This is a genomic window from Streptomyces sp. NPDC058751 (assembly GCF_042746485.1).
Lineage (GTDB): Bacteria > Actinomycetota > Actinomycetes > Streptomycetales > Streptomycetaceae > Streptomyces.
In genome coordinates this window covers 12,484-39,171 of record NZ_JBHYPZ010000069.1, presented here as the reverse complement: position 1 = coordinate 39,171, position 26,688 = coordinate 12,484, and the positions used below count along the sequence as shown (strand labels likewise).

General features: G+C 69.4%; 18 protein-coding genes. 3 read left to right on the top strand and 15 right to left on the bottom strand.

The genetic code is table 11. The annotated features are described in order from the left end of the window. Window positions 1–81: 81 nt before the first annotated feature. The 6 genes from ACFW6B_RS39090 to ACFW6B_RS39065 form a co-directional block, all read right to left on the bottom strand. The gene (locus ACFW6B_RS39090) at window positions 82–1,098 is read right to left on the bottom strand and encodes a hypothetical protein (protein ID WP_386604290.1); all 1,017 of its coding nucleotides are present in this window, start codon (window positions 1,096–1,098) and stop codon (window positions 82–84) included. A 122-nt stretch (window positions 1,099–1,220) separates the two neighbouring features. After that, the gene (locus ACFW6B_RS39085) at window positions 1,221–2,279 is read right to left on the bottom strand and encodes an NlpC/P60 family protein (RefSeq protein WP_386604288.1); all 1,059 of its coding nucleotides are present in this window, start codon (window positions 2,277–2,279) and stop codon (window positions 1,221–1,223) included. Window positions 2,280–2,316: 37 nt separating this feature from the next. Beyond that, a complete protein-coding gene (locus ACFW6B_RS39080) occupies window positions 2,317–2,799 on the bottom strand; it encodes a poly-gamma-glutamate biosynthesis protein PgsC/CapC (protein ID WP_037621835.1) in 483 nt (160 codons plus the stop codon). Beyond that, window positions 2,796–4,727, bottom strand: a complete 1,932-nt coding sequence (gene pgsB, locus ACFW6B_RS39075; RefSeq protein ID WP_386604286.1) for a poly-gamma-glutamate synthase PgsB — start codon at window positions 4,725–4,727, stop codon at window positions 2,796–2,798. Before pgsB ends, ACFW6B_RS39080 begins: the two co-directional genes overlap by 4 nt. A 6-nt stretch (window positions 4,728–4,733) precedes the next feature. Further along, window positions 4,734–6,995, bottom strand: coding sequence for a HAMP domain-containing protein (locus tag ACFW6B_RS39070; protein WP_386604283.1), 2,262 nt, complete (start codon window positions 6,993–6,995; stop codon window positions 4,734–4,736). Between the two features lie 361 nt (window positions 6,996–7,356). Beyond that, window positions 7,357–8,583 carry a CapA family protein gene (locus tag ACFW6B_RS39065; RefSeq protein ID WP_386604281.1) on the bottom strand — a complete coding sequence of 409 codons (1,227 nt, stop codon included), beginning with the start codon at window positions 8,581–8,583 and terminating at the stop codon, window positions 7,357–7,359. A gap of 65 nt (window positions 8,584–8,648) precedes the next feature. Between ACFW6B_RS39065 and ACFW6B_RS39060 the strand changes: the two genes are divergently transcribed. Together ACFW6B_RS39060 and ACFW6B_RS39055 are read left to right on the top strand one after the other, a co-directional pair. Beyond that, window positions 8,649–9,578 carry a hypothetical protein gene (locus tag ACFW6B_RS39060; protein WP_386604279.1) on the top strand — a complete coding sequence of 310 codons (930 nt, stop codon included), beginning with the start codon at window positions 8,649–8,651 and terminating at the stop codon, window positions 9,576–9,578. Window positions 9,579–9,582: 4 nt separating this feature from the next. Beyond that, window positions 9,583–9,975 carry an NTP pyrophosphohydrolase gene (locus ACFW6B_RS39055; RefSeq protein ID WP_386604278.1) on the top strand — a complete coding sequence of 131 codons (393 nt, stop codon included), beginning with the start codon at window positions 9,583–9,585 and terminating at the stop codon, window positions 9,973–9,975. Window positions 9,976–10,182: 207 nt separating this feature from the next. On the opposite strand, the gene ACFW6B_RS39050 is transcribed toward ACFW6B_RS39055, so the two are convergent. The 9 genes from ACFW6B_RS39050 to ngcE form a co-directional block, all read right to left on the bottom strand. Next, window positions 10,183–11,706, bottom strand: coding sequence for an amino acid permease (locus ACFW6B_RS39050; RefSeq protein ID WP_386604276.1), 1,524 nt, complete (start codon window positions 11,704–11,706; stop codon window positions 10,183–10,185). Between the two features lie 148 nt (window positions 11,707–11,854). Next, the gene (gene dxs / locus ACFW6B_RS39045; protein ID WP_386604274.1) at window positions 11,855–13,786 is read right to left on the bottom strand and encodes a 1-deoxy-D-xylulose-5-phosphate synthase; all 1,932 of its coding nucleotides are present in this window, start codon (window positions 13,784–13,786) and stop codon (window positions 11,855–11,857) included. Window positions 13,787–13,980: 194 nt separating this feature from the next. Then, window positions 13,981–15,270 carry a sugar ABC transporter permease gene (locus ACFW6B_RS39040; protein ID WP_386604272.1) on the bottom strand — a complete coding sequence of 430 codons (1,290 nt, stop codon included), beginning with the start codon at window positions 15,268–15,270 and terminating at the stop codon, window positions 13,981–13,983. After that, window positions 15,267–16,055: an ATP-binding cassette domain-containing protein gene (locus ACFW6B_RS39035; RefSeq protein ID WP_386604270.1), complete on the bottom strand. Its 789-nt coding sequence runs from the start codon at window positions 16,053–16,055 to the stop codon at window positions 15,267–15,269. The genes ACFW6B_RS39040 and ACFW6B_RS39035 overlap by 4 nt, the downstream gene beginning before the upstream one ends. 182 nt (window positions 16,056–16,237) lie before the next feature. Next, the gene (locus ACFW6B_RS39030) at window positions 16,238–17,335 is read right to left on the bottom strand and encodes a substrate-binding domain-containing protein (RefSeq protein ID WP_386604294.1); all 1,098 of its coding nucleotides are present in this window, start codon (window positions 17,333–17,335) and stop codon (window positions 16,238–16,240) included. Window positions 17,336–17,467: 132 nt separating this feature from the next. Further along, on the bottom strand, window positions 17,468–18,667 hold the full coding sequence (locus ACFW6B_RS39025) for an ROK family protein (RefSeq protein WP_386604269.1): 1,200 nt from the start codon (window positions 18,665–18,667) through the stop codon (window positions 17,468–17,470). Window positions 18,668–18,909: 242 nt separating this feature from the next. Beyond that, window positions 18,910–19,848 (bottom strand): carbohydrate ABC transporter permease, encoded by a 939-nt coding sequence (locus ACFW6B_RS39020; protein WP_386604267.1) that lies wholly within the window; start codon window positions 19,846–19,848, stop codon window positions 18,910–18,912. Window positions 19,849–19,863: 15 nt separating this feature from the next. Then, the gene (locus ACFW6B_RS39015) at window positions 19,864–20,796 is read right to left on the bottom strand and encodes a carbohydrate ABC transporter permease (RefSeq protein ID WP_386604265.1); all 933 of its coding nucleotides are present in this window, start codon (window positions 20,794–20,796) and stop codon (window positions 19,864–19,866) included. 58 nt (window positions 20,797–20,854) lie between these two features. Further along, entirely contained in the window at window positions 20,855–22,306 is a 1,452-nt protein-coding gene (gene ngcE / locus ACFW6B_RS39010) for an N-acetylglucosamine/diacetylchitobiose ABC transporter substrate-binding protein (RefSeq protein WP_386604263.1), read from the bottom strand. 486 nt (window positions 22,307–22,792) lie between these two features. Here ngcE and ACFW6B_RS39005 point away from each other — a divergent pair, with 486 nt between their 5' ends. Continuing rightward, a complete protein-coding gene (locus tag ACFW6B_RS39005) occupies window positions 22,793–26,617 on the top strand; it encodes a GH92 family glycosyl hydrolase (RefSeq protein WP_386604261.1) in 3,825 nt (1,274 codons plus the stop codon). Window positions 26,618–26,688 lie beyond the last annotated feature (71 nt).

The window sequence follows — 26,688 nt, the reverse complement described above, 5'->3', positions numbered from 1 at the left end:
CCGGGGGGCTTCCCGCCCGCGTCGGGGGCCGGGCGGGTACCCGGGGGGGTACCGGCCGGGCCCTCGTCCGTACGTCCGGTCTCAGACCGTCCGCCATGCCTCCAGGGCGATGCCCGGCTCGTCCTTGCGGCGGGTGACGCGGAGTTCGCCGGTCTCCGGGGAGAGCGTCGCGGCGACGACCCGGCCCTCCTCGTCCTCGGTCAGCGCCAGCAGGGCGTCGGCGGGGAGTTCGGGTCCCGACTCGGTCCACCACGCGCCCGCCGACTCGTCCTCGGTCGGGTAGGCGGCGAAGGCCACCCTGCCGCTCGCCGCGCGCTGGGCGAGCAACGTGCAGTCGTGGCCGTCGAGTCGGCAGCGGATGACCCGGACGGGCCCCGGGCCGGCCGAGGCCAGCAGGGACACGGGCCTGGTGCCGGGGCGCCAGGCGCACACGTCGCCCGATTCGTCGGTGTAGAAGAGCGTGGTGGAGTCGGCGGACGTGGCGAGTGCCTGCAGGGTGTCCGGGCGGACCGGTGCCTCCAGCGCCTCGTCCAGGGCGGGTACCGCGCCCGGCGACTCCTGGCTCCAGTGCAGCACGCCACCGGGCACGGCCGCGTACAGCTCGACGAGGCCGGACGTCCCGGTCACGGCCGCCAGGTCGCCGCGGACGTCATGCCCCTTGAGGTCGCGCCAGGGCCCCCAGCCGCCCTTCTCCTTCTGGCCGATCATGCCGACTCCGCCGCTCTTGTTGCGCACGAAGACATGGGCGCGCCCCTGCGCGTCGACCGCGACGGCGGGGTTGCCCGTCTGGTCCCCCGTGCGGTCGGGGTGACCGATCGGGTGCCAGTCGAGGGCGGCGAGGTCCGGCCGGAAGTGGGTCGAGTGGACGAGACCCGACTCGTTCCTGACCGTCGGACGCCAGGAGACCAGGTGGGTGTAGCGGTCCGGACCCTGGCCGAGGGCCAGTACGGAGTGCAGGCGCTGTTCGCCCCCCACCGTGCGGGGCGGGTCCCAGGAGCCGCCGGGTCCGTGCTCCGCCCGGCAGCGGACGGTGGCCTCCGACAGCAGGTACGCGCTGAGCCTGCCGTCGCGACCGCGTATGAGCCAGTCGACGTTCACCGCTTCACCTTAGACGGGGACGGGCCGCCCGGTGATCCATGGCGACCGCCCGGTGATCCGGGACGACCGCCCGGCCGTCCGGGGCGGGCCGCCCGCCGAACCCCGCCCCGCCCGTCAGCCGTTCACAGGCGCTTGGCGCTGCGCAGCAGTCCGGCGTAGAAGCCGTTGCCGTCGATGCGGGAGGCGCCGCCCTTGTCGCCCATGGTCGGCCCGTTGACCTCCTTGCGGCTGGAGATGAAGACGCGGTGGCCGTCGGTGTCCACTCCCAGGTACAGGGCGACGTGGTCGAGGTGGTTGCCGGTGCGGTGGTCCATCTTGAAGAAGAGGAGGTCACCGGGCTGGACCACGTCGATGTTCTTGGGGCGCGTGTACCAGGGGGCCGGGCCGGAGAGCTTCAGGACGTCGACGCCGACCTTCGAGCGGGCCATGCCGTCGGCGCTGCGCGGCAGTCCGTCACCGGAGAGATTCGTCGCCATCAGCGGATAGCGGGCCCGGTAGCCCAAGACCATGCGCATGTACCCGGAGCAGTCCAGGGCGCGGTAGCGCTCCTTGCGCGCCACCATCGAAGTGCCGTCGCGGAAGGTGTAGTTGATGCCCAGGTAGTCGTAGAAGTCGTTCTGTTCGAGGCGGTCGACGCCGTCCTCCTTGAACGGGCCGAAGACCGCGTCGCCCGCGTACGGGACGCCCTCGTCGTCCTTCTTCACCGGCGCGCCCTCGACGTACTGGAACGCCATGGCGAAGACGTCGTCGGTCTCGCTGCCGTAGAACTCCTTGAACCAGTCCTTGAACCACTTCTCCTTCTCCGCACCCTGGCGCCACGCTTCCGGCATCAGGCGCACCCAGTCCTGGGTGACCACGCGGGACTGGGTGTTGGCCGGCTCGGTGAAGGTGCGGGAGGGGCCCCTGAGGGTCGCGGTGCGGGCGCCGTCGGTGAAGGTGGCGAGGATGTCGCCGTTCTCGCCGCGCAGCACGGAGCGCGTCGGGTTGTTCAGACGCTCCCAGGTCTGCTTCCCGGTGGCCTTGCCGGAGTTCTCGAGGTCGGGCTTGTCGGTGACGGACTGTACGGCCGGGACCTTCGCCTCCTCGTCCTTGCGGAGTTCGAAGGTGAAGTACGCGCTGCCCGCGAGCAGCGCGATGACCGTGGCAGCGTGGAGGACGGGACGGCCTTTGCGCTTCGGCATGGTGACGGCTCCAGGGATTGCGGGTGGGGCGGACGGCTCAGGCGGAGGGCATGGCGCCGAGGAGGATTCCGGCGGTCAGCACGACGTACGTGGCGAGCGTGACGGTGCCGGTCGACAGCAGCGTGGCTCCCTTGGGCTGACGCACGAGCTGGTAGCCGACGAGACCGGGGACGATGAAGCCGAGGGTCTGGTTGGCGTAGAGCAGCGGGAACTCCATCTGGAGCACGATGATCACGGTGGCCTGGATCAGGACGCCGCTGAGCACGACGGCCGCGAACAGCCGCTTGCCGTAGAGGATCACGAAGCGCTGGAGCAGCAGCGTGGTGACGTACGTCAGGACGGTCACGCCGACGACGAGCGCGGCGCGCTGGAGGTCCTCGATGAGGGTGAGGGCCAGCCAGCCCGGGGTGATCATGCCGCCGGGCGAGAGGTTGGTCGTGAGGTAGCAGATCAGCGAGAACATCAGGCCCAGGCCGATGCCGATCGCGGCGATCTCGGGGGTGAGGACGGAGGGGATCAACGGGGCTCTCCTGGGCTGGGCCACTGCTGGGGGTCGTCGGTGGGCTGTGCGAGAGGGACGCGGGGTTCGAACAGGCCCCGGGGGCGGGGCTGTTCACCGGAGCCGGGCTGCGCCGGAGGTGTGCCGCCGGGGTCCTGCGACAGGTCCGGCCAGGGCTCACGGCCCCGCTCGGGCCGGCGCGGCCGCTCCGGAAGGGCGTCCTGACGCGGCTGCTCGGCCTGTCCCCGCCGGAGGGGCTGCTCCGGCCGGCGCCTCGGAAGCGGCTGCTGCGTCCGGTCGTCCGGGAGCTGCTGCTCCGGACGGGCACCCGGCTGCGCCTGCTCCGGGCGGACGTCCGGCTGCGCCTGCTCGGGCCGGCCGTCGTGGTGCGGCTGCTGCTGCGGCCGGCCGACCGGGACCTGCTGCTCCGGAGGGACACCCGGCTGCGCCTGCTCCGGGCGGGCGTCCGGCTGGGGTGCCTGCTGCCGGCGGGGCTGCTGGGTGTGGTCGAGGCGGGCCCGCCTCCGGCCCTGCTGCGGGTACGGGTCGTCCGCGCTCCGCTGCGCGGGGACCTCGGTCCGGGGCGCGTACCGGTTCTCGTACGCCTCCGAGTACCGCTGGTAGGGGTCGATCCGCGGGGCGTAGAGCTGCATGGTCTCGACGTGCTCGCGCACGGCCGGTTCCGGCCGCCGCTCGTCGGCCGCCGTGTCACGGGCCCCGCGGGTGTCGTCGCCGGGCAGGTACGCGTCCCCGGCGTCGTCCCCGCTCTCGTCCGCGGGGAGTTCGGCGAGGTGCTCCAGCAGGTGCTCGCCCTGGCCGTGGATGTTGCCGATGGCCACCAGCGAGGTGTCCGCGCCCAGCTCTCCGAGGAGCAGGCCCATGAACTCCTCGGCGTCGCGCTTGTCGCCGCCGAGGTCGACCGCGCGACCGCGGTACTCCGCGGGGATCGCGTCGATGGCGCTCTTGGCCGGGTGGCCGATCACGAAGACCTTGTCGGGGTCCAGCTCGGGGATGATCTCGCCCATCTGGCCGTTGCGCTCGACACGGTCGGGACGGCAGTTGATGACCACGTTGAGCGGACGGTGGATCGCGCCGAGGTCGAGGAGCTGGTTGATGTTCATCAGCGTCGACTCGGGGTCGTTGGCCGCGAACACGTTGGCGAAGCGGAGCTTCTTGCCGTCCTCGGTGACATACCGCTCGACGGACAGGACACCGGGGTCCGGCGGCGCGTCGTACATGCCCTGGAGGGCCGTCTGCCGCTCCACGCCGAGGAGTTCGGCGACCTTGAGCGCGATCGCCACGTTCTCCTTGAACGTGAACCAGCTGAAGCCGCGCAGCTCCTCGTCCGTGACGGTCTCGGGGTCGGCGTAGATCAGCTCGCAGTTCCGCGAGTCGGCCTCCTCCTGGAGGATCGCGAAGCGCTCCTGCTCGGCGGTGACGCAGATGCCGCCCTCCGGCATGGAGCGGGAGAGCGAACGGGCCACGTCGTCGAGGGTGGGGCCCATCTCGGCGAGGTGGTCCTCACGGACGTTGCACAGGACGCCGATCGTGGAGCGGATCAGCTTGGACTGGTTGATCTCCTGGAGGGCCGGCATGACGGCCATGCACTCGATGACCAGGGCGTCCGGGTTGTACGCGGCCGCGCGCCGGACGATGCCGATCTGCTCGACGACGTTGGCGATGCCGAACTTGCGGTAGACCGGCTCCTCGGTGGCGTCGGGGTGGATGAACCGGGCCGCCGTACCGGTCGTCTTGGCGACGGTGACCAGGTCGCCGCCGCGCAGCGCGCCCGCGCAGAGGCGGGTGATGGACGACTTGCCGCGGATGCCGTTGACCAGCACGCGGGTCGGGATGCTGTCCAGGTTGGTGAAGTGCCGCCGCTGTTCGACGATGCCCGCCACCAGCAGGATCGCGCAGCACACCATCAGGACGGTGTAGAGGAAGAGCACGGCCGATCAGTTCCTTACGTGCTGCTGGGGAGCGGTGTCCGGAGCGCCGCGGCGCCCGGACGGCTGCTGTCTGCGCTGTCCCTGGAGCTGCTGGCGGACGAGCTCCAGGGAGCGGGTGACCGCGCCGACCTCGTCGTGGTTGCGCGGGAACAGGACGGTCTTGCGGTCCCCGTCGGCCAGCGCCTCGGCCTGCCCGGCCAGGACGCGCAGCGGCCGGGCCACGACGATGTGCATCCAGCCGAGGCAGGCGGCCGCCGCGGCGACGCCCAGCAGTCCGGCGAGCACCGTGCGGTGCTGCACGTCGTACTCGGGGATGGCGAGCCGGTCGGCGGGCTGCCAGCTCACGACGGTCCAGCCGAGCTGCTTGGCGGCGCCGCCTCCCACGAAGGGAGCCGCGGCGGCGATCTGCACCCCGCCGTCGCGGTAGAGGACGCCGGCGGCGTGGGCGGACTTGCCGACCTTCTGGCCGGACGCGAAGACCAGGTCCTTCAGACGCTCGTTGGGCAGGGACTGGAAGGCGAGGTAGCCGGTGTTGCCGGCGATGACCTTGCCCTCGTCGTCGACGAGGCGTACGACACCGAGGCCGGGCCTCTTGAGCATGGAGTTGAGGAAGTCGATCCGGAACTCGCCCACCAGCGCGGATCCGTCCCGGCCGGGGATCTCGGCGGTGCCGACCACCAGTGGCTTCTTGCCGCCCCGGCCGAGGAGCTGGATGGGGTCGGCGGTGACCGGCTTGGACCGGGCCGCGTGGGGATCGTCGCCGACCTGGGCGACCACCTCGCCGGAGGCGTCGACGACGTAGAGCGACTGGTAGCGCAGGTGCTGGTTGAGCGTGCGCTCCAGCACCGTCGTCATGTCGTCGGAGCTGGTGCGGTTGCCGATCAGCGTGGCCACGGACAGGAGGTCGGCCTCGCCCTCGTTGAGCGCGCGGCGCACCCGGTCGGTGAGCGTGTCGGTGCGTTCGCGCTGGTCGTTCACGAGCTGCTGCGGTACGACGACGGTGCCGTCGGCCCGGTTGAGCAGGAGCAGCAGCGGGGCCGACCAGGCGAGCAGCAGGACCGCGCAGACGACGAGGTGCCCGCGGGCGCCGATGCGGCGCAGGCCGCGCGGGGCGGCGGGGGAATCGTTTCGCTCGGCGGGCTCGCCGAGGAGCTGGCCGCGCAGGCGCTCCAGGGCCGTGCCGATCCTGCGGGCCTCGCCGTAACCGGGGACGTTCACCGGGCGCGTCAGGTCTCCGCGGGTGAGGCGGCGCGACTCCAGGAAGAGCCGGATGAGGGGCCGCTGCACGGTGCCGAGCAGGACGGCGACGGCGAGGCCGCCGATGGCCAGGAGGGCGCCGGCCGCGATCAGCCCGAAGGCGGGAGAGGTGGAGCGGGTGGGGTCCTCGGCGACCTTCACCATGGCGACCACGGTGAGGCCGAGGGCGGTCGCGGTGGTGGTCTCGCCGGGCTCCGTCGCGGTGAGCGAGGCGTATCCGCCGACGGACCGGTCGCTGAGGAAGGTGCCGCCGAGCAGGCTGCCGCTCACGCCCAGGTAGCCGCCGGATCCGGGCTCCTTGGTGCTCTGCGGGTGGTCGCCCGCCTTGGCGGCGGCCGTCTTCGCGAACGACTTGAGCTGCTTGTTGGCGGCGGCCACCTCCTCGCGCTGGAGGTCGGTGAGGACCTGCTCGGGCTCGGGGATGCCGTCGCTGCTGAGGATCGTTCCGGAGCGGTCCACGACCGCGATGGAACGGAACTGTCCGAGGCTGATGCCGGGGAACTTGAGGCTGTTGGAGGCCACGAGGAGGAGCTGGGGCTTGCCCGGCCAGGACAGCAGGGCGAAGGACAGCAGCCGGACCTCGCCGTTCTCCAGGCGCACCATGCGGGGCGCGAGACCGCCCTCGTCGCTCAGCGTGGACCGGTCGAGGGAGGTGAGCGGGACGGTCTCGCCGCGGGTCGCGACGAGCTTGCCCGACCGGATCTCGATGACGGCCGTACCCATCCACTTCTGGTACGTGTTGCCCAGTTTGTCGAGAACGGTGTCGCCGGACACGGGCGCACCCGCGCTGAACAGTGCGGCGGAGCGGTCGAGGTCGGTCACCGACTCGTCGATGGAGGCGCGCAGGGCGATCGCGCCGTCCTCCGCGAAGTGCTGCTGCGAGGTCTGGACGGCCTTGGGCAGCCGGGTGTCGCCGGCCGGGCCGAGCACGAGCGCCGTGACGGCCGCGAGCGAGAGGAGGAGCGCCGACAGGACCGCTATGGGCGGTCGTATGCCGCCAAGCAGCGACATATCAGCTCTGCGGCGAGCACGGTGCTGCCGGGCCGGGGGCGATGACGCCAACGGACTGGTCCTCTCAAGCGGTTGTACGGGCGAACGAGCGCGGGTCGGTCTGCTCGCGAACGGGGCGCAGGTGCGGGTGCGACGCAGGGGCACGGATGGGGAACCTGTGTCTCTGCGGCGTGTCAGACAAGCGGGGTCGGCGAGAAGTTGTGCCGATTCAACGTGATCTGAGCAACAGCAGCACGCAAACGGGCACTTTCCTTCACATATGGCAGTCCGGCGCCCGCTCCGGAAGCGGTCCGGCACCCCCCGGACGCAGTGCGGCGCCCGGCCCAGTCGGGCCGGGCGCCGGTCCTGGCGCCGGGCGGCCTCAGCCCGGCAGCTCCGTCAGGGGCTTCAGTCCGTCCTTCGCCGCTCCGCGGTTGAGCATCGTCCCCTCGGTCCGCTCGAAGGCCAGCCGGAGGCGGGACCGCTCCTGGTCGCTCAGGTCGTCCCGCTCGAGCTCGGCCGCCACGTCCACCAGCCGGTAGTCCTCGACCTGCCCCTTCGCGGGCTCGGCCGGGGTGCCGTCCTCACCGATCTCGGGGTCCGGCGGGATCTCCACGAGGGTCGGCTCGTAGCGGGGCTCGACCCGCCACTCACCGCCGCTCTCGGTGAAGGTGAACCAGCCGATCACACCCTCCTCGGTGAGTCCGGTCGGCACGTCGTGGCGCGCGACCTGGTTGCCGAGGCCGTACGCGATCCAGGTGCCGTCGACCTTCTCCATCGGCTGCACGACGTGCGCGTGGTGCCCGATGATCAGGTCGATCCCGGTCTGCCGGGCCAGCTGCCGGGCGAACTTCAGCTGCGGGGTCGAGGGGTTGGGGTGGTGCTCACGGCCCCAGTGGATGGAGAGGATGACGACCTCGGCACCGGCCTCACGGGCCTGCTTCTCCGCCGCCTCGATCCGGCCCAGGTCGTTCTGGTTGACCAGCCACGGCTTGTCCTTGGGCAGCTCGTGCGCGTTGAAGCCGAAGGCGAAGGAGATCTGCGCCACCTTGACGCCCTTGACGTCCATGACCAGCGGGGTGAGCGCGTCCTTCTTCGTGCGGAAGGAGCCCGTGTGCTCGAGGCCCGCCGCGTCCAGGGTGTCCAGGGTCCGCTTGACGCCCTCGTACCCGTGGTCGATCGAGTGGTTGGAGGCGGTCGAGCAGGTGTCGTAGCCGACGTCCTTGAGGGTCCCGGCTATCTGCGGCGGGATGAGGAAGTTGGGGTAGCTCTCGAAGGGGCCCTTCGGCTTGCCCATCACCGGTTCCATGTGACAGATCGCCAGGTCGGCCTTGCTGATCACCGGCTTGATCCCGGCCATGAGCGGCCCGAAGTCCAGGCCCTGGACGCCCCGGCCGGTCTCCTCGGCGTCCGCGGTCGCCTGGTCGATCAGCTGGGGATGGACCAGGATGTCACCGGCCGCGGCCACGGTGAACGAGCGTCCGCCCCCCTTCGACCCGGAGCCGGAGTCACCGCCGTCCCCGACGAGACCGCATCCCGCCAGGGCGGAGACGAGGAGGGCGGGGGCCAGGAGGATGGGCAAGGTGCGGCGGCTGCGGCGTCTGGTCACCGAGATATCTTGATACAACCATGAGGGCATACAGCTCCAGAACGATAACGATCGCAACACTTCTCTTGCTTCTCGCCGCCCTCGCCGGATGGGGAGCGGTCGCACTGCTCGACACCCGCGACACCGGCGGGGACACCCCGGCCCACCGCGCGGACGGTCCGCCGGCCGTGGACCTGACCCGTGCCGTGTCGGCCTACACCGACCGGTTCTCGCCGCACGGCGCGTTCCGGCCCCCCTCCCGGAGCGAGCGGCAGGCCGTCACCGAGGGGGTGGCACTGCTCCTCGACCATCACCGTGAGCAAGCCGAACAGCGGCTGGGTGAGGTCGACTTCGGCGTGCATACCCTCGTCGACAGCGCCACCGGCCGCAGATTCGCAGAGGTGTACGACCGCGTCGACCAGGGACCCTCGCCGCGCGGCTGGGGCCGCGTCTTCGTCGACCTCGACCACCCCGTCCGATGGTCCGCGCAAGTGCCCCATCCGGTCTCGGACGAGAGCACGGAGCTCATGGGCGTACGGGTCCTGAGAGGCGCGCCCGGCGGCATCCTGGTCATTGCGGGAGCACATCGCGAATCCGGGGAGGGCAACGCCGCGGACGTGGCGCACCGTCGGGACACGGTCTTCCACGCGATCTGCGCCGAACTCGCCGGGCGCCGGATCCCGGGCGTCCAGATCCACGGGTTCGCCCGGAAGTCCGCCCCGCGCTACGACGTGATCGCCTCGGCCGGTGCCGGAACCGCCGGCCGGCCGGCGGGCCGCCTGCTCGCCGACGCGCTGCGGGACCGGCACTTCGACGTGTGCCGGGCCTGGGTCCGCTCCTGTCCGCTCGCCGGGCGCGAGAACGTCCAGGGGCGGGAGGCCGCCGACGCCGGGGTTCCGTTCCTCCACGTGGAGTTCGCGCCGGGGCCGCGGTCGGACGCCCGGCGGGCGGCCCGGGTGGCCGAGGCCGTCTCGGTCGTCACCCGGCGCTGGGCCGACGGCGCTCCGGCGGAGTGAGGACGTGACGACTCCGCGGGAGGCGACGACCCTGCTCGTCGTGGACGGTGCCAACGTGGTGGGTTCCGTGCCGGACGGCTGGTGGCGGGACCGCCGCGGTGCCGCCGAGCGGCTCAGGGACGGTTTGGCGGACCTGGCCCGGCCGGGTCTTCCCGGCCGCCCCGGCCCGCTGGAGATCGTCCTGGTGGTGGAGGGCGCGGCACGCGGGGTGGACTCCGTCCCGGGGGTCCGGGTGGACGAGGCGCCGGGCAGCGGAGACGACCGCGTCGTGGAGCTGGTGGCCGGGGCGCGGGAGCGCCCCTGTCTCGTGGTCACGGCCGACCGCGAGCTGCGCCGGCGCGTCACCGGCCTGGGCGCCGAGGTCACGGGCCCGCGCACCGTACGTCCCCGGTCCTGACACCGGCCGCCGCGCACGTCCGGGAGCGGGGCCCGGGAGCGGGACCGTCGGGCAGAGGCGTACGACGGCGCGGCGCCGGGAGCGGGGCTCGCGGGCACTGGCGCCCGACAGCGGAACACCGGGATCCGGTCCGCGGGTACGGACGTGCGGCGGCCCCGTGCCGGACGGCGGGCGCCGGGCACGGGGCCGGTGGGCAGGTGGGGGCGGTCAGCCCGCCGCGCCGCCGGGCGGGATCCGGGTGCCGTCCGCACCCCCCTCGGGCTGACGCTGCAGAAGGCTGTGCCGGCGCCCGTAGAGGAAGTAGACGACGACGCCGATCACCATCCAGATCGCGAACCGCAGCCAGGTCTCCGCCGGCAGGTTCAGCATCAGCCACAGCGTCGCGAGCACCGAGAGGATCGGCACGAACGGCACCCACGGGGTGCGGAAGGCCCGGTGCAGGTCGGGACGGGTGTGGCGGAGGACGACGACGCCGACCGCGACCACGATGAAGGCGAAGAGCGTGCCGATGTTCACCAGCTCCGCCAGTTCGCTGAGGGTGGTGAAGCCGGCGAGGATCGCGATGACGACGCCGAGCAGGATGGTCGGCCGGTGCGGGGTGCGGAACTTCGGGTGGACGCGGGAGAAGAAGCGCGGCAGCAGTCCGTCGCGGCTCATCGCGAAGAACACCCGGGTCTGGCCGAGCAGCAGGATCATGCAGACCGTGGTCAGTCCGACGGCGGCACCGAAGCTGATGAAGCCCGCGTACCAGGGGTGCCCGGTGGCCTTGAACGCGTCGGCGAGCGGGGCGTCGATGGACAGCTCGCTGTAGTGCTGCATGCCCGTGACCACGATCGACACGAGGACGTAGAGCGTGGTGCAGATGATCAGCGAGCCGAGGATGCCGCGGGGCATGTCGCGCTGCGGGTTCTTCGTCTCCTCGGCGGCCGTGGCGACCACGTCGAAGCCGATGAAGGCGAAGAACACCACGGAGGCCGCGGTGAAGATGCCCATCACTCCGAAGTTGGTCGGCGCCCAGCCGAACATGAGCTGGATCAGCGGTGACTTGATGCCGCTGCCCGCCTCCACGGCCTGCGCGTCGGGGATGAACGGCTTGTAGTTGTCGCCCTTGATGAAGAAGGCGCCCGCGATGATCACGACCAGGACGACGGTGACCTTGATCGCGACGACCAGCGTGGTGATCCGGGCGGAGAGCTTCACGCCGATGACGAGGATGGCGGTGAGCACCAGCACCAGTGCGGCGGCGAGGATGTCGAAACCGAACCCGTCCGCCCCCTCGCGCCCGCCGAGCGAGTCGGGAAGGTGCCAGCCCGCGTTGTCCATCAGCGAGCGCACGTAGCCGGACCAGCCGACGGCCACCACCGCCGTGCCGAGCGCGAACTCCAGAACCAGGTCCCAGCCGATGATCCAGGCGGGCAGTTCGCCGAGGGAGGCGTAGGAGAACGTGTACGCGGACCCCGCGACCGGGACCGTGGAGGCGAATTCCGCGTAGCACAGGGCCGCCAGGGCGCAGGCGACACCCGCGGCGACGAAGGCCAGCGAGACCGCCGGCCCCGCGTTCTCCTTGGCCACCTTGCCGGTGAGGACGAAGATGCCGGTGCCGATGATGACACCGACACCGAACACGGTGAGGTCCAGGGCGGACAGCGACTTCTTGAGCGCGTGCTCCGGCTCCTCGGTGTCAAGAATCGATTGTTCGACCCTTTTCGTCCTGAAGAGGGCGTTGCTCACGGACGTACCTCCCACGCTTGTCGTCCTCGACGTGACCGAAAGGGCAGGTAGCACGTATGCCCCCGAAGCGGCACCCATCACGCAGAAAGGCCGGTTCCACCACCCGTACAGGGTGCTGAAACCGGCCCATCGGCCGTGCCGGGATGCGTCAGTCGCGCGCGGGCTGTACCGCGTCCACGGCCTGCGCGTCGCTGCCGTGGAAACGGCCGTCGAGCTTGGCGACGAGGCCGGTGACCTGCCGGGCGATGTCCGGAGCGGTCAGCCCGATCTCGGCCATGACCTCCGCGCGGGAGGCGTGGTCGAGGAAGCGCGGCGGGATGCCGAAGTCGCGCAGCGGGATGTCGACGCCCGCGTCGCGCAGGGCCTGCGCGACGGCCGAGCCGACACCGCCGACCCGGGAGTTGTCCTCGACGGTGACGACCACGCGGTGCTGCTCGGCGAGCGGTGCCATGGCCTCGTCCACCGGCTTGACCCAGCGCGGGTCCACGACGGTGGTGGAGATGCCCTGGCGGTCCAGCAGCGCGGCGATCTCCAGGCACATCGGGGCGAGCGCGCCGACGGAGACCAGCAGCACGTCGGGCGTGTCGGTGCCGGGCTCCCGCAGGACGTCCATGCCGCCGACCCTGCGCAGGGCGGGGACGGCCGGGCCGACCGCGCCCTTGGAGAAGCGCACCACGGTGGGCGCGTCCTTCACCTCGACGGCCTCGCGGAGCTGGGCGCGGACCTGGTCGGCGTCGCGCGGCGCGGCGAGCCTGAGGCCCGGCACGACCTGGAGGATGGACATGTCCCACATGCCGTTGTGCGAGGCGCCGTCCGTGCCGGTGACTCCCGCACGGTCCAGGACGAAGGTGACACCGCACTTGTGCAGGGCCACGTCCATCAGGACCTGGTCGAAGGCGCGGTTCAGGAAGGTCGCGTAGACGGCGAAGACGGGGTGCAGTCCGCCGGTGGCGAGGCCGGCCGCGGAGACGGCGGCGTGCTGCTCGGCGATGCCGACGTCGTAGACCCGCTTGGGGAATGCCTTGGCGAACCGGTCGAGGCCGACCGGCTGGAGCATCGCGGCGGTGATCGCGACGATGTCCTCGCGCTCCTTGCCGAGCGCCACCATCTCCTCGCCGAAGACGGAGGTCCAGTCCGCGCCGGAGGAGGCGATGGGCAGGCCCGTGTCCGGGTGGATCTTGCCGACGGCGTGGAAGCGGTCCGCCTCGTCCTGGAGGGCCGGCTGGTAGCCGCGGCCCTTCTCGGTCAGGCAGTGCACGATGACCGGGCCGCCGAAGCGCTTGGCGCGGGCGAGGGCCGACTCCAGCGCCTCGATGTCGTGGCCGTCGATCGGGCCGACGTACTTCAGTCCGAGGTCCTCGAACATGCCCTGCGGGGCGATGAAGTCCTTCAGGCCCTTCTTCGCGCCGTGCAGGGTCTCGTAGAGCGGCTTGCCGACGACCGGCGTGCGCTCCAGGATGTCCTTGCCACGGGCCAGGAAGCGCTCGTAGCCGTCGGTGGTGCGCAGGGTCGCCAGGTGGTTGGCGAGGCCGCCGATGGTCGGCGCGTACGAGCGCTCGTTGTCGTTGACGACGATGACCAGCGGGCGGTCCTTGGCGTCGGCGATGTTGTTCAGCGCCTCCCAGGCCATGCCGCCGGTGAGCGCGCCGTCGCCGATGACGGCGACCACGTGGTCGTTCCTGCCGAGGACCTCGTTCGCCTTCGCCAGTCCGTCGGCCCAGCCGAGGACGGTGGAGGCGTGCGAGTTCTCGATGACGTCGTGCTCGGACTCGGCCTGCGCGGGGTAGCCGGACAGGCCGCCCTTCATCTTCAGCCGGGAGAAGTCCTGGCGGCCGGTGAGCAGCTTGTGGACGTAGGACTGGTGTCCCGTGTCCCACAGCACCCTGTCCTTCGGCGACTCGAAGACGCGGTGCAGGGCGATGGTCAGCTCCACGACGCCGAGGTTGGGGCCGAGATGGCCACCGGTCTTGGAGACCGCGTCGACGAGGAAGGTCCGGATCTCCCCGGCCAGCTGGTCGAGCTGCTCCAGGGTCAGCCGGTCCAGATCGCGCGGTCCCGTGATGCGGGTCAGCAGCGCCACCCGTGCCTCCTTGCAGTGATCGAGCTGTTGCCGGGTTCGTCGAGTCTAATGTTCCGCCTTTTCGGGCGCGGGCCGGGTCCGGCGATCCACGCCACACGAACGGCCCAACCGGACGGGAACAAGCGTTCCCGTCCGGACGTGACTGTGCCCGGCACCGCCATTGGTGCCGGGCACAGGCGTTTGAGGGTTAAACCCTACGCGCGACCCGCGGACTTCTGGGTCTTGCGGGTGACGGCGTCGATGACGACCGTGGCGAGCAGAACGCCACCGGTGATCATGTACTGGACCGGCGAGGCGATGCCCTGCAGGGCCAGACCGTACTGGATCGAGACGATCACCAGGACACCCAGCAGGGCGTTCCAGGTGCGGCCACGGCCACCGAAGAGGCTGGTGCCACCGATGACGGCCGCCGCGATGGCGTTCATCAGGAGGTCACCGGCGCCCGCGCCCTGGTTGGCGGAGGCGATCTTCGAGGCGATGAACAGACCGCCGAGGGCGGCGAAGGTACCGGAGATCGAGAAGACCGAGATGCGGATCAGCTCGACGTTGATACCGGCACGGCGGGAAGCCTCGACGCTGCCGCCGAGCGCGAAGATCTTCCGGCCGAAGGCGGTGCGGCGCAGCACGAAGTCCGAGACCAGCAGGACCGCGAGGAAGATCACCACGGCGAGCGGCAGACCCTTGTACTGGTTGTACATGATCGCCACGGCGAAGGCGAGGATGCCCAGCAGCACCGTGCGCGCGATGGTCTCGCTCACGGGGCGGGACGGCACACCGGCCGCCTCGCGGCGCTTGTTGCCGAAGAAGGAGCTGGCGAAGAACCCGGCGGTCACGACGATCGCGAGCACGTAGGCGGCGGCGACATCGGTGAAGTAGTAGCTGGTCAGCTTGGCGACGACGCCCTCGCTGTCCAGGTTGATGGTGCCGTTGCTGCCGAGGATCTGGAGCATGAGGCCGTTCCAGAACAGCAGACCCGCCAGGGTGACGGCGAAGGCCGGCACGCCGATGCGCGCGAAGACGAAGCCCTGGATCGCGCCGGCGACCGTGCCGGTGAGGATGGCCAGGACGAACGCGAGCCACTCGTTCATGCCGTGGGTGACGCTGAGCACGGCGAACGTGGCACCGGCGACACCGGAGAGCGAACCGACCGACAGGTCGATCTCACCCAGCAGCAGCACGAAGACGATGCCGACCGCGATCATGCCCGTGCCGACCATGGCGACGGAGATGTCGGACAGGTTGCCCGCGGTGAGGAAGTTCGAGTTCAGGCTCGCGAAGATCGCCCAGATGACGATCAGGCCGATGACGACGGGGATCGAGCCCAGGTCGCCGGACTTCATCTTGCGCTTGAACTCGCCGACGTAACCGGCGAGGCCCTGCTCGCGGACGAGCAGACGCGGGTCGACGGCGGTGACGGCCTTGGTGGCCGCCGCCTTGTTCTCCACCTCGTGGGAAACGGTCTCAGAAGTCTTGTCGATGCTCACTTCTGAGCCTCCCCGCTGCGCGCCGCCCGACGGGTCACGGCGTTCTCCGTGGCGCCCGTGATGGCGGAAATGATCTCTTCCTGCGAGGTCGACTTGACCTCGAAGACACCGTTGTTGCGCCCGAGGCGCAGGACGGCGACCTTGTCGGCCACGGCCTTCACGTCAGCCATGTTGTGGCTGATGAGGATGACCGCGTGGCCCCGCTCGCGGAGCCGCTCGACCAGGTCGAGGACCTGGGCGGTCTGCTCGACGCCGAGGGCCGCGGTGGGCTCGTCGAGGATGACGAGCTTGGGCTCACCGAGCATCGAGCGGGCGATCGCCACGGTCTGGCGCTGACCGCCGGAGAGCGAGGCGATCGGGATGCGGACGCTGGGGATGCGGATGGACAGGGTGTCCAGCAGCTCGCGGGAGCGGCGCTCCATCTCGACCTCGTCCAGGACACCGCGCTTCTTGAGCTCGCGTCCCAGGTAGAGGTTGCCCACGACGTCGATGTTGTCGCAGAGAGCGAGGTCCTGGTAGACCGTCGCGACGCCCAGGTTCTGGGCGTCGTGCGGGCGGTTGATCTGAACGGTCTTGCCGTCCCATTCGATGGAGCCCTCATCGATGGGGTGCACGCCGGCGATCGTCTTGACCAGCGTGGACTTTCCGGCGCCGTTGTCGCCCACCAGGGCGACTACTTCACCTGCGTGGACTTCAAGCTCTACATCGGTGAGCACCTGGACGGCACCGAATCGCTTGGAGACCCCGCGCAACGCCAGAACAGGCGTAGCGGACACGTGAACCATCTCCTTCGCCGCCTGACCCGGCGGGAGGTTGTGCAGAAGTTTGCGATGGGGGTTCCTTCCGGTGCCCCGCTTAGCTTGCGGGGCTGTTGGATGCGGGGCACCGGAGGAGCTTTGGATATACGAGTCACGTACGGGAATTCAGCGGCTGCGAATTCCCGTACGCGTGGACGACTCGCGGTTGTTTACTGCAGGCCGGCCTTCTTGCAGGCGGCGGCGTAGGCCGGGGTGCAGATCTCCTCGACCGTGTACAGCTTGTCCTTGACGACCGTGTCCTTGATGTTCTCCTTGGTCAGCGAGGTGACGGGGACCAGGAGGGACGGGATCTGCTTGTCGGTCGGGCTGTCGACCTTGTCCTTGGCGACGGAGTCGAGGGACTTGCCCTGGGCGAGCGCGACGGCCAGCTCGGCGGCCGCGTCGGCCTCCGGGGCGTACGGCTTGTAGACGCTCATGAACTGCTCACCCGCGAGGATGCGCTGCACACCCGCGAGCTCGGCGTCCTGGCCCGTGACCGGAACCTTGATGCCGGCGGCCTTCAGCGCGGTGATGATACCGCCGGCCATGCCGTCGTTCGCGGAGTAGACACCGATGATGTTCTTCTTGCCGAGGGCCGAGATCGCCGCCTCCATGTTGGCGTTGGCGTTCTCCGGCTTCCACTCCTTGGTGTCGTACTCCTTGCCCACGTTCACCTTGCCGTCGAGCACCTCGTGGGCGCCGGCCTTGAACTGAGCGGCGTTCGGGTCGGTGACCGAACCGTTCATCATGACGATCTTGCCGGACTTGGCCTTGGAGCCGAGCGCGCCGAGGAGCGCCTCACCCTGCGTCTTGCCGACGGTCTTGTTGTCGAACGAGGTGTAGGCCGAGATGGGGCCCTGCGCGAGGCGGTCGTAGGCCACGACCGGGATGCCGGCGTCCTTGGCCTTCTGGACCGAGTTCTTGATCGCGGCGGAGTCGACAGCGTCGATGATCAGCACGTCCACCTTGTTGGTGATCATGGTGTCGACCTGCTGGCTCTGGGTGCTCGCGTCCTGCTTGGCGTTGGCGTAGACGACCTCGCCCTTGTCGTTCGTGAGCTCCTTGACCTTCGCCTCGATCAGCGGCTTGTCGAACTTCTCGTAACGAGCCGTCTGGTTCTCCGGAAGGAGCAGACCGACCTTGATCGCGTCGCCCTTCTTCTCGGAGCTGGCGGAGCTGTCGCCGCCCTTGGACTCCTTGGCGCTGCCACAAGCGGCCAGCGAGACAGCCATTGCACCGGCGGCAACGGCAACGGCGGCACGACGCATCTGCGTGTTCATTCTCAAACCTCCCTGACGAGGCCGCGTCGTTGCGGCCGAGGTGGACTGGAGTCAACTCGGCCACACGTGCGACGTCAAGAAGTAAATACTTAACGAGATGGCAACGGTGCCATGCGTTCTCTAAGTGAAGGCAGGGGTACCGGCCGAAAGAGAACCGTCCAAAAGGGTTGAATCACCCATCTCGCTGAGTGCGAGAGCGAGCGCCCCGAGCACCTCCGCACGGCCCCCAAGTGCCCCTGGCAACACCGAGAGTTGACGAGCGGCGCTGGGGATCGCGTAACGGCCGACAGACTCCCTTATGGGCCCGAGGACGAGCTCGCCGGCCTCGGCGAGATCGCCGCCGAGGACCACTCGACTCGGGTTCAGCAAATTGCAGAGATTCGCGACTCCACTGCCGATGTGGCGGCCGACGTCGGCGATCACCCGACGGCAGCCCGGGTCTCCGTCCCGCGCCAGCCTGACCACGCCCTCCATGGTCAGATCGGTACCGTGGCTGGACTGGAGGAGCGGCAGCACATAACGCGCCGCCGCGAAGGTCTCCAGACAGCCGCGGTTGCCGCAACGGCAGACCGGGCCGGATTCATCAAGTGTAATATGCCCGATTTCTCCCGCTGTGCCACCTGGGCCGCGGTAGATCTTGCCCTCTATGACCAGGCCCGCGCCGACCCCGCTGGCCACCTTGATGTACGCGAGATCGCGGACCCCGCGGCCACTGCCCCAGACCATCTCGCCGAGCGCGCCAAGATTGGCGTCGTTGTCCACGTGGACGGGCACGCCGAGCCGCCCCCGCAGCTCCTCGGCGGGCCTCGCGCCGGTCCAGCCGGGCAGTATCGAGGTGGACCCCAGGGTGCCCGACTCCACGTCGATGGGGCCGGGTACACCCAGCCCCACGCCCGCGATCTTGGAACGGTCGACACCCGTCGCCGCGATCAGGCGGCTGACCAGCTCCTCGGCCCGGTCGAAGCCCTGCGCGGCGGAGGCGTCCACGTCCAGCGGCTCAGACTCCTCGGCCAGCACCTGGTGGGCCAGATTCCCGACCGCGACGCGCAAATGGGTGTGCCCGAAGTCGACGCCGATGACGATCCCGGCGTCCCCGCTCAAGGACACGCTGCGCGCCCTGCGGCCCCCCGCCGAGGTGGGTGTGACCTCGACGGTTCCCCCGTCCTTGAGTTCACGGACGATATTGGAAACGGTCGCGGCCGACAGGCCCGTCGCCCTCGCGATCTCCGCCTGTGTGAGCGAACCGGCCAGCCGCACCGCCCGCACGACGCGCTCCAGATTGGCTCGGTGCAGCGACGACTGCGACCCCGGAGTCTCCATCGACTCATCCACTCCTGCCCATAGCCGGGCGGCCCCGATGCCGCCCGTGTGACCCGGGTCACGTCAACGGGACCCCGGTCACTTACAAGTTGTGAACTCCAAGCTCCGCTGAACGGGTTACCGCAGTCAAGTCCTTGACGGAAATCAGGGCCGCACAGTCATGTTCGGGTCCCGGCTTCACCCGGACACACATGCGCCACCCCCGGGGCAGAGGTGGCGCATGCGGCGGACGGGACGATTCGTTACTTGAGCGTCGCCGAAGTAAGACCTGCCTGGACCTGCCGCTGGAAGGACAGGTAGACGATCAGCATGGGGACCATGGAGATCGTGACGCCGGCGAACAGGACGGGCAGGTCGGTGGCGTACCCCTGTTGCTGCTGGAGCTGGATGAGGCCCTGGGTCAGGACGTAGCGCTCCGGGTCCGAGCTGGTCTGCGGCTGCATCAGCACCGAGGGCAGGATGTACTGGTTCCACTGGCCCAGGACGTTGAAGATGCCGACGCTGAGCAGTCCGGGCTTGGCCATGGGCAGCATGACCTGGAAGAACGCCCGGGTGTGCGAGGCCCCGTCGAGCACCGCCGCCTCGAAGACCGCGGTGGGCAGCGTCCGGAAGAAGGCGTGCATGAAGAACACCGTGAACGGCAGCGAGTAGGCCACGTACACCAGGACCAGGCCTTGGTAGGTGTTCAGCATGTCGAGGCGCTTGACCATGAAGAACAGCGGCACCAGGGCCAGGAAGACGGGGAACATGGCCCCGCCGACGAAGAAGTAGTAGACGATCCGGTTGCCCGGGAACTCGTAGCGGGCCAGCACGTACGCCGCCATCGCGCCGAACAGCATGGTCAGCGGGACCGAGAACACCAGGACGATCAGGGTGTTGACGAAGTAGTCGCCGATGCCCTTGTTCCAGGCCCGGCCGAAGACGTCGAGCTGCCAGTTCGAGGGCCAGCTGAGGGCCGACCCACCGATCTGCGCGTCGGTCTTGAAGGAACTCAGGACCAGCCAGAGCAGCGGCAGGATGATGAGGACCGCCCAGAGGGCGAGGAACCCGTGCGAGAAGACGTTGAGGGCCATGCCCTCGGTGCGCTTGTCGCCCGGCCGCGGCGGCGCCTTCCTGGCGCCTCGCTGCGGGGGTACTCCGGCGCCGTCGACCTTCGCCGGCTCCGTGATGGGTGCGCTCATAGTCGTGTCTCCCGCTCAGAACTCGATGCGCTCGCGGCGGGTGGCGCGCAGCGTGACCACGGACAGGATCAGGGTGAGGAGGAGCATGACGACGCCCATGGCGCAGGCGTAGCCGCTCTTCCCGAAGTAGAGGAAGTTGCGCATCATGACGTTCGCCATGACCTCGCTGTGGTGGTCGGGCCCGCCGCCGTAGCCGGTGCCCTGGGTCATGGTCGAGACGAGGACGAACATGTCCATCGCGATGATGCCCAGATAGACCCAGGCGGTCTGCACCGTGTCCCACAGCAGCGGCAGGGTGACCCGGAAGAAGGTGTGGGAGCGGCTCGCGCCGTCCAGCAGCGCGGCCTCGTAGATGTCCTTCGGGATGGACTGCATGGCGGCGGAGAACAGCACCAGGTAGAAGCCGACGCCGTGCCAGACGACGACCGCCATCAGGCACCAGAGCACCAGGTTCGGCTCGTTCATCCACTCGATCGGACTGTCGCCGTCGACCAGGCCGAGCTTGATCAGCAGGCCGTTGAGCAGACCGCCGCCGTCACTGCGGTATACGGCTCCGAAGAGCACCGCGAGGATCGCGAGCGACAGCACCTGCGGGAAGAAGTACACGATCTTGTAGAAGCGGGATCCCGTGACGCCCTGGACGCCGCCGGCGCCACCCCGCCCGCCCGCGTTCACCATGAACGCGAAGAAGAGGGCGAGCAGGATGGTGATCACCGGGATGAACACCAGGAACAGGATGTTGTGCCAGATCGCCGAGAGGAACACGTCGTCCTGGAACAACTCCTCGTAATTGTCCAGGCCGACGAAACCGAACGTCTGCGACTGGCCCTTCCAGTCGGTGAAGGAGTAACCGATGGTCTGTAGGTAAGGCCAGATCACGAAGATCAGATACAGCGCCATAGGTGCGAGGAGAAACCCCGCGACGAACCGGTACTGCCCTTTTCGCATGGCATCCTGCCCCTGGTGTTCCGGGTGTGCGTGACCCTGGTTTTCCGGGTTTACGTGATCAGTCGCGGTGGTTCTTCTTGGACGCGGGGTCCTTGGCCGCCTTGTCGACCGCCGCCTGGGCCTTCTTCAGCCACTCCTTCGGCTGGATGCGCTTGGACATCAGCTCGTTGGAAGCGTTCTGGATCGCCACGTCCATCTCGCTGTACCAGTTGGGGTACAGGTAGTTGAAGGAGTTGTCGCCCGCGGCCTTGGACGCCTCGACCGTGGACTGCGTACCGGGACGCAGCTGCACGCCGTCGGACACGCCGTCCTTGAGGATGGTGAGCGAGTTGGCCTTCTGGGCGAAGAGCGTCGACCACTCCTTGGAGAGCATGGAGCGCATGAACTCCTGTGCCTCGGGCAGGTTCGCGGCCTTCGCGGGGATGATGAACGGCTCGCCCGAGCCGGCCCGGATCGCCTCGAACGGCAGCTTGTCGCCCGGCAGGCTCGGCATCGGCATGAACTTCATGTCGAAGTCGGCCGGGGTCTGCTTGAGCTGCTCGTTCTCCAGCCAGGAGCCACAGGTGATGAACGCGGCCTTGTACTGGTTCCACCGGGTCTGCGACTCGGTGTGGGTCAGGCCGTTGGTGCCGGCCAGCAAGTAGCCCTTCTCCACGACCTCGTAGACCGCCTCGATGGCCGCCTTGGCGGCGTCGGACCCGACGAACGCCTTCGGGTCGAGGTTGTCGATCGCCTTCATGGCGTCCAGGCCGCCCTGCTTGGCGATCAGGTCCATGATGGCGACGTTGATGTAGTACGGGTACTTGCCCTGGTGCGCGAGGCCGCCGATGCCCTGCGACTTGGCGTCCTTGCAGATGGCGAGGAAGTCGTCCCAGGTCTTGGGCACCTCCCAGCCCTTCTCCTTGAAGAGCTTGCCCGAGTACCACAACCCCCACACGGTGTAGATGTAGTTGAGGGCCACGACCTTGCCGCCCTGGAGGCCCGGGTCGAGCGTGCCGGGGATCAGGGTGTCGCGGACCTTCTTCGACGGGTCGTCGATGGAGGGGGCGTCGAGGACCGCGGCCAGGTCGAGGAGCTGGCCGTTCTTGTAGAGCACGTCCAGCTTGATCTGCTGGGCGCCCGAGTCGTCGACGATGTCCGGCGGGTTGCCGCCGTTGAAGCGCGGCTGGAGCTTGCCGGTGATCTCCTGGGTACCGGTGTGGGCGCTCTTGGTGCCCCACTTCTTGTCGAACGCCGCTTCCCACGCCTTGGCGTAGTCGTCGCCGTAGCCGCCCTTGAACACGACGACGTCGAGCTTGCCGTTGCCCTTCTTCACGCCGAAGGGGTTGTCCTTGCTGGTCTTGCCGGTGCCCTTGTCGCCGGAGTTGTCGTCGTCGCCCCCGCCGCTCGCACACGCGGACAGGAAGCTCATCGTCGGGACGGTGATCAGGCCGAGTGCGGCCGACCTCTTGATGAGGTCGCGGCGGCCGACACCCTCGGGGCTGTTGTTCTCGGCGGAAGTGGATCCCATGCTCAAGTCCTCGCCTTCTCCAGGACTCAGGCGGTGAACCGGATCCTCCCCGGCACCGCGGTCAGTTCAAGCTGGGGTCGTGCGTGGGGGTTTCACCAGGACGGACCGGCATCACGTGTATGACCCACGCTCTACCGTCCGGCGAAATTCCCCCTGGGTCCTGCCTGCCCGGAGCCAGTCGATCGACTGGCCGGACGCGACAGGTATAGTCCACTTCCCGCCAGCGGAGCAAGATCGAATGCACGTTTGGCCGCCGGTCTTTTCCGAGTTGAGACCTCACGGAAATATGGGGCACCCGCGGACCACCCCGGCGAAGATCCACCGGACGCCGACCTCCCGCAATGAACGCAATGCACGGTTCGTCGCACGGCATTCACCCCGGATGCCACACCCAACACCCTTGACATCCCTGTGAACTTGCCGCCCAAATGGTCCTTGCGCATCGAATTTGACAACGTTGTCCACGTGCAGGGAGGGTGCTCGCGCATGCAGCACAGAGCTCGATACAGACGGAGTTCCACGCGGCGGACCGGATGGCGTTCCCCGGCGGCGCTGGGGGTGGCGGCGCTCTCCCTGTTAGCCGCCTCCCAGGGCGTCGCGGTCGCCCTGCCGGCCCAAGCGGCCAAGCCCGACCGGGAGTTCGCCTCCTCGTTCGAGTCGGACGATCCGGCCCCGGACTGGCTCAACACGGTGGACACCGCTCCCGACGGGACGAAGCGGTCCTCGGGGGTCGACGGCGGCTACAGCACCGGCATCCCCGGCAATGTGACCGACCACGTCACCGACGTGCGCGCCAGCGGCGAGCACACCGGCGCCGGCGAGGTCAAGGAGAACCTCGTCGACAGCGAACCGAGCAGCAAGTGGCTGACCTTCGCGCCCACGGGCTGGGTGGAGTTCGACCTCGACGCGCCGGTCGAGGTGGCCACGTACGCGCTCACGTCCGCGAACGACCACGACGAACGCGACCCCGAGGACTGGACCCTCAAGGGCTCCACCGACGGCAAGGACTGGAAGACCCTCGACACCCGCTCCGGCGAGTCCTTCGGCGAGCGGTTCCAGACGAAGTCGTACGGCATCGAGAACCCCGCCGAGTACCGGTACTTCCGGCTCGACATCACGAAGAACAACGCCGGTGACGTCCTCCAGATCGCCGACGTCCAGTTCTCGACGGGCGAGAGCGACGACCCGGCGCCCAAGGACATGCTCTCGCTCGTGGACCGGGGGCCGAGCGGCTCGCCGACCGCGAAGGCGGGCGCGGGCTTCACGGGCAAGCGGGCCCTGCGCTACGCCGGCACCCACAAGGGGGACGGCCGGGCGTACTCGTACAACAAGGTGTTCGACGTGAACGTCGCCGTCGGGCGCGACACCGAACTGGCGTACCGCGTCTTCCCGTCGATGGCGGACGGCGACCGGGACTACGACGCCACGAACGTGGCCGTGGACCTGGTGTTCACCGACGGCACCTCGCTGAGCGGCCTGAAGGCCCTGGACCAGCACGGGTTCGCGCTGACGCCGCAGGGCCAGGGCGCGGCCAAGGTGCTGTACGTCAACCAGTGGAACAACGTCACCTCGCGGATCGGTTCCGTCGCGGCCGGGAAGACCGTCGACCGGATCCTGCTCGCGTACGACTCGCCCAAGGGCCCCGCGAAGTTCCGCGGCTGGCTCGACGACGTCTCGCTCAGGAGGGCCGCTCCGCAGAAGCCGGCGGCACATCTGGCCGACTACGCGCTCACGACCCGCGGCACCAACTCCAGCGGCGGTTTCTCGCGCGGGAACAACTTCCCCGCGACGGCCGTACCGCACGGCTTCAACTTCTGGACGCCGGTGACCAACGCGGGCTCGCTGAGCTGGCTGTACGACTACGCCCGCGCCAACAACGCGGACAACCTGCCCACGATCCAGGCGTTCAGCGCGAGCCACGAGCCGAGCCCCTGGATGGGCGACCGGCAGACCTTCCAGGTGATGCCCTCGGCCGCCTCCGGCACCCCGGACACCGGCCGCACCGCCCGTGGACTGGCCTTCCGGCACGAGAACGAGACCGCACGGCCGTACTACTACGGGGTGACCTTCGAGAACGGTCTCAAGGCGGAGCTGGCCCCGACCGACCACGCCGCCGCCCTGCGCTTCACCTATCCGGGCGACGACGCGAGCGTGATCTTCGACAACGTCACCGAGCAGGCGGGCCTGACGCTGGACACCTCGGCGGGAGTCGTCACCGGCTACTCGGACGTGAAGTCCGGCCTGTCGACCGGCGCCACCCGGCTGTTCGTCTACGGGACCTTCGACGCGCCCGTGACCGAGGGCTCCTCCAGCGGAGTCAAGGGCTACCTCCGGTTCAAGCCCGGCTCCGACCACACCGTCACCCTGCGCCTGGCCACCTCGCTCATCAGCATCGACCAGGCCAGGGACAACCTGAGCCAGGAGATCCCGGAGGGCACGTCGTTCGACGCCGTCAGGAAGGACGCCCGCAAGCAGTGGGACCGGATCCTCGGCAAGGTCGAGGTCCAGGGCGCCACGCCCGACCAGCTCACGACGCTGTACTCCAGCCTGTACCGGCTCTACCTGTACCCGAACTCCGGTTTCGAGAAGGTGGGTTCGAAGTACCAGTACGCCTCGCCGTTCTCCGCGATGCCGGGTCCGGACACCCCGACCCACACCGGGGCGAAGATCGTCGACGGCAAGGTGTACGTCAACAACGGCTTCTGGGACACCTACCGGACGACCTGGCCCGCCTACTCCTTCCTGACACCGGGTCAGGCGGGTGAGATGGTCGACGGGTTCGTGCAGCAGTACAAGGACGGCGGCTGGACGTCGCGCTGGTCCTCGCCCGGCTACGCGGACCTGATGACCGGCACCTCCTCCGACGTGGCGTTCGCGGACGCGTACGTCAAGGGCGTCGGCTTCGACGCGAAGTCGGCGTACGAGGCGGCCCTGAAGAACGCCACCGTCGTCCCGCCGGCCTCCGGCGTGGGCCGCAAGGGCATGGCCACCTCGCCCTTCCTCGGCTACACGAACACCTCCACCCACGAGGGCCTGTCGTGGGCCATGGAGGGCTACGTCAACGACTACGGCATCGCCGAGATGGGCAAGGCGCTCTACGAGAAGACCGGCGAGAAGCGCTACAAGGAGGAGTCGGACTACTTCCTCAACCGCTCCCGGGACTACGTGAACCTCTTCGACCCCAAGGCCGGCTTCTTCCAGGGCCGCGACACCAAGGGCGACTGGCGGGTCGACTCCGCCAAGTACGACCCGCGCGTGTGGGGTCACGACTACACGGAGACCAACGGCTGGGGATACGCGTTCACCGCGCCGCAGGACTCGCGCGGTCTCGCCAACCTGTACGGCGGCCGCGCCGGGCTCGCGGAGAAGCTCGACACGTACTTCTCCACTCCCGAGACGGCCTCTCCGGACATCGTGGGCTCCTACGGCGGCGTGATCCACGAGATGACCGAGGCCCGGGACGTGCGGATGGGCCAGTACGGGCACTCCAACCAGGTGGCCCACCACGTCAACTACATGTACGACGCGGCCGGACAGCCCTGGAAGGCCCAGAAGAACGTCCGCGAGGTCCTCTCCCGCCTCTACACCGGCAGCGAGATCGGACAGGGCTACCACGGCGACGAGGACAACGGCGAGCAGTCGGCCTGGTTCCTCTTCTCCTCGCTCGGCTTCTACCCGCTGGTGATGGGCAGCGGCGAATACGCCATCGGCTCACCGCTGTTCACCAAGGCGACCGTCCACCTGGAGAACGGCCGCGACCTGGTCGTCAAGGCCCCGCGCAACAGCGCGAAGAACGTGTACGTGCAGGGCGTCCGGTTCAACGGCAAGCGGTGGAACTCGACTTCGCTGCCCCACTCGCTGATCTCCCGTGGCGGGGTGCTGGAGTTCGACATGGGCGCCGAGCCGTCCAAGTGGGGCACCGGCAAGGACGCCGCACCGGTGTCGGTCACCGAGGACGACGAGGTGCCCTCGCCCCGCGCGGACACCTTGAAGAAGGAAGGCGCCCTCTTCGACAACACCTCGGCGACGGACGCCGCCCTCACCTCGGTCGGCCTTCCGGTCGGCGGCGACACCGAGGGGGTCCAGTACACGCTGACCTCGGCGGACCGCACGAAGGCGCCGACCGGGTGGACCCTCCAGGGTTCGTCGGACGGGACCACGTGGACGGACCTCGACAAGCGCTCCGGTGAGTCCTTCCCCTGGGACAGGCAGACCCGGGCGTTCACGGTCGCGACTCCCGGCTCGTACGCCCACTACCGTCTCGTGCTCGACGGCGAGGCGACCCTCGCGGAGGTGGAGCTGCTGGCCTGAGCCTCACCCGGTGGAAAAAGGGGCGGGCCCGGAGGAGACTCCGGGCCCGCCCCGCGTTCGTGCACGGGCGT

What these genes read in the sequence shown, in the direction of transcription:
- ACFW6B_RS39030 (WP_386604294.1), bottom strand. Translation starts at nt 17,335, where the DNA reads ATGCGTCGTGCCGCCGTTGCCGTTGCCGCCGGTGCAATGGCTGTCTCG.
- ACFW6B_RS39020 (WP_386604267.1), bottom strand. Translation starts at nt 19,848, where the DNA reads ATGAGCGCACCCATCACGGAGCCGGCGAAGGTCGACGGCGCCGGAGTA.
- ACFW6B_RS39085 (WP_386604288.1), bottom strand. Translation starts at nt 2,279, where the DNA reads ATGCCGAAGCGCAAAGGCCGTCCCGTCCTCCACGCTGCCACGGTCATC.
- ACFW6B_RS39025 (WP_386604269.1), bottom strand. Translation starts at nt 18,667, where the DNA reads ATGGAGACTCCGGGGTCGCAGTCGTCGCTGCACCGAGCCAATCTGGAG.
- ngcE (WP_386604263.1), bottom strand. Translation starts at nt 22,306, where the DNA reads ATGGGATCCACTTCCGCCGAGAACAACAGCCCCGAGGGTGTCGGCCGC.
- ACFW6B_RS39070 (WP_386604283.1), bottom strand. Translation starts at nt 6,995, where the DNA reads ATGTCGCTGCTTGGCGGCATACGACCGCCCATAGCGGTCCTGTCGGCG.
- ACFW6B_RS39005 (WP_386604261.1), top strand. Translation starts at nt 22,793, where the DNA reads ATGCAGCACAGAGCTCGATACAGACGGAGTTCCACGCGGCGGACCGGA.
- ACFW6B_RS39015 (WP_386604265.1), bottom strand. Translation starts at nt 20,796, where the DNA reads ATGCGAAAAGGGCAGTACCGGTTCGTCGCGGGGTTTCTCCTCGCACCT.
- ACFW6B_RS39035 (WP_386604270.1), bottom strand. Translation starts at nt 16,055, where the DNA reads ATGGTTCACGTGTCCGCTACGCCTGTTCTGGCGTTGCGCGGGGTCTCC.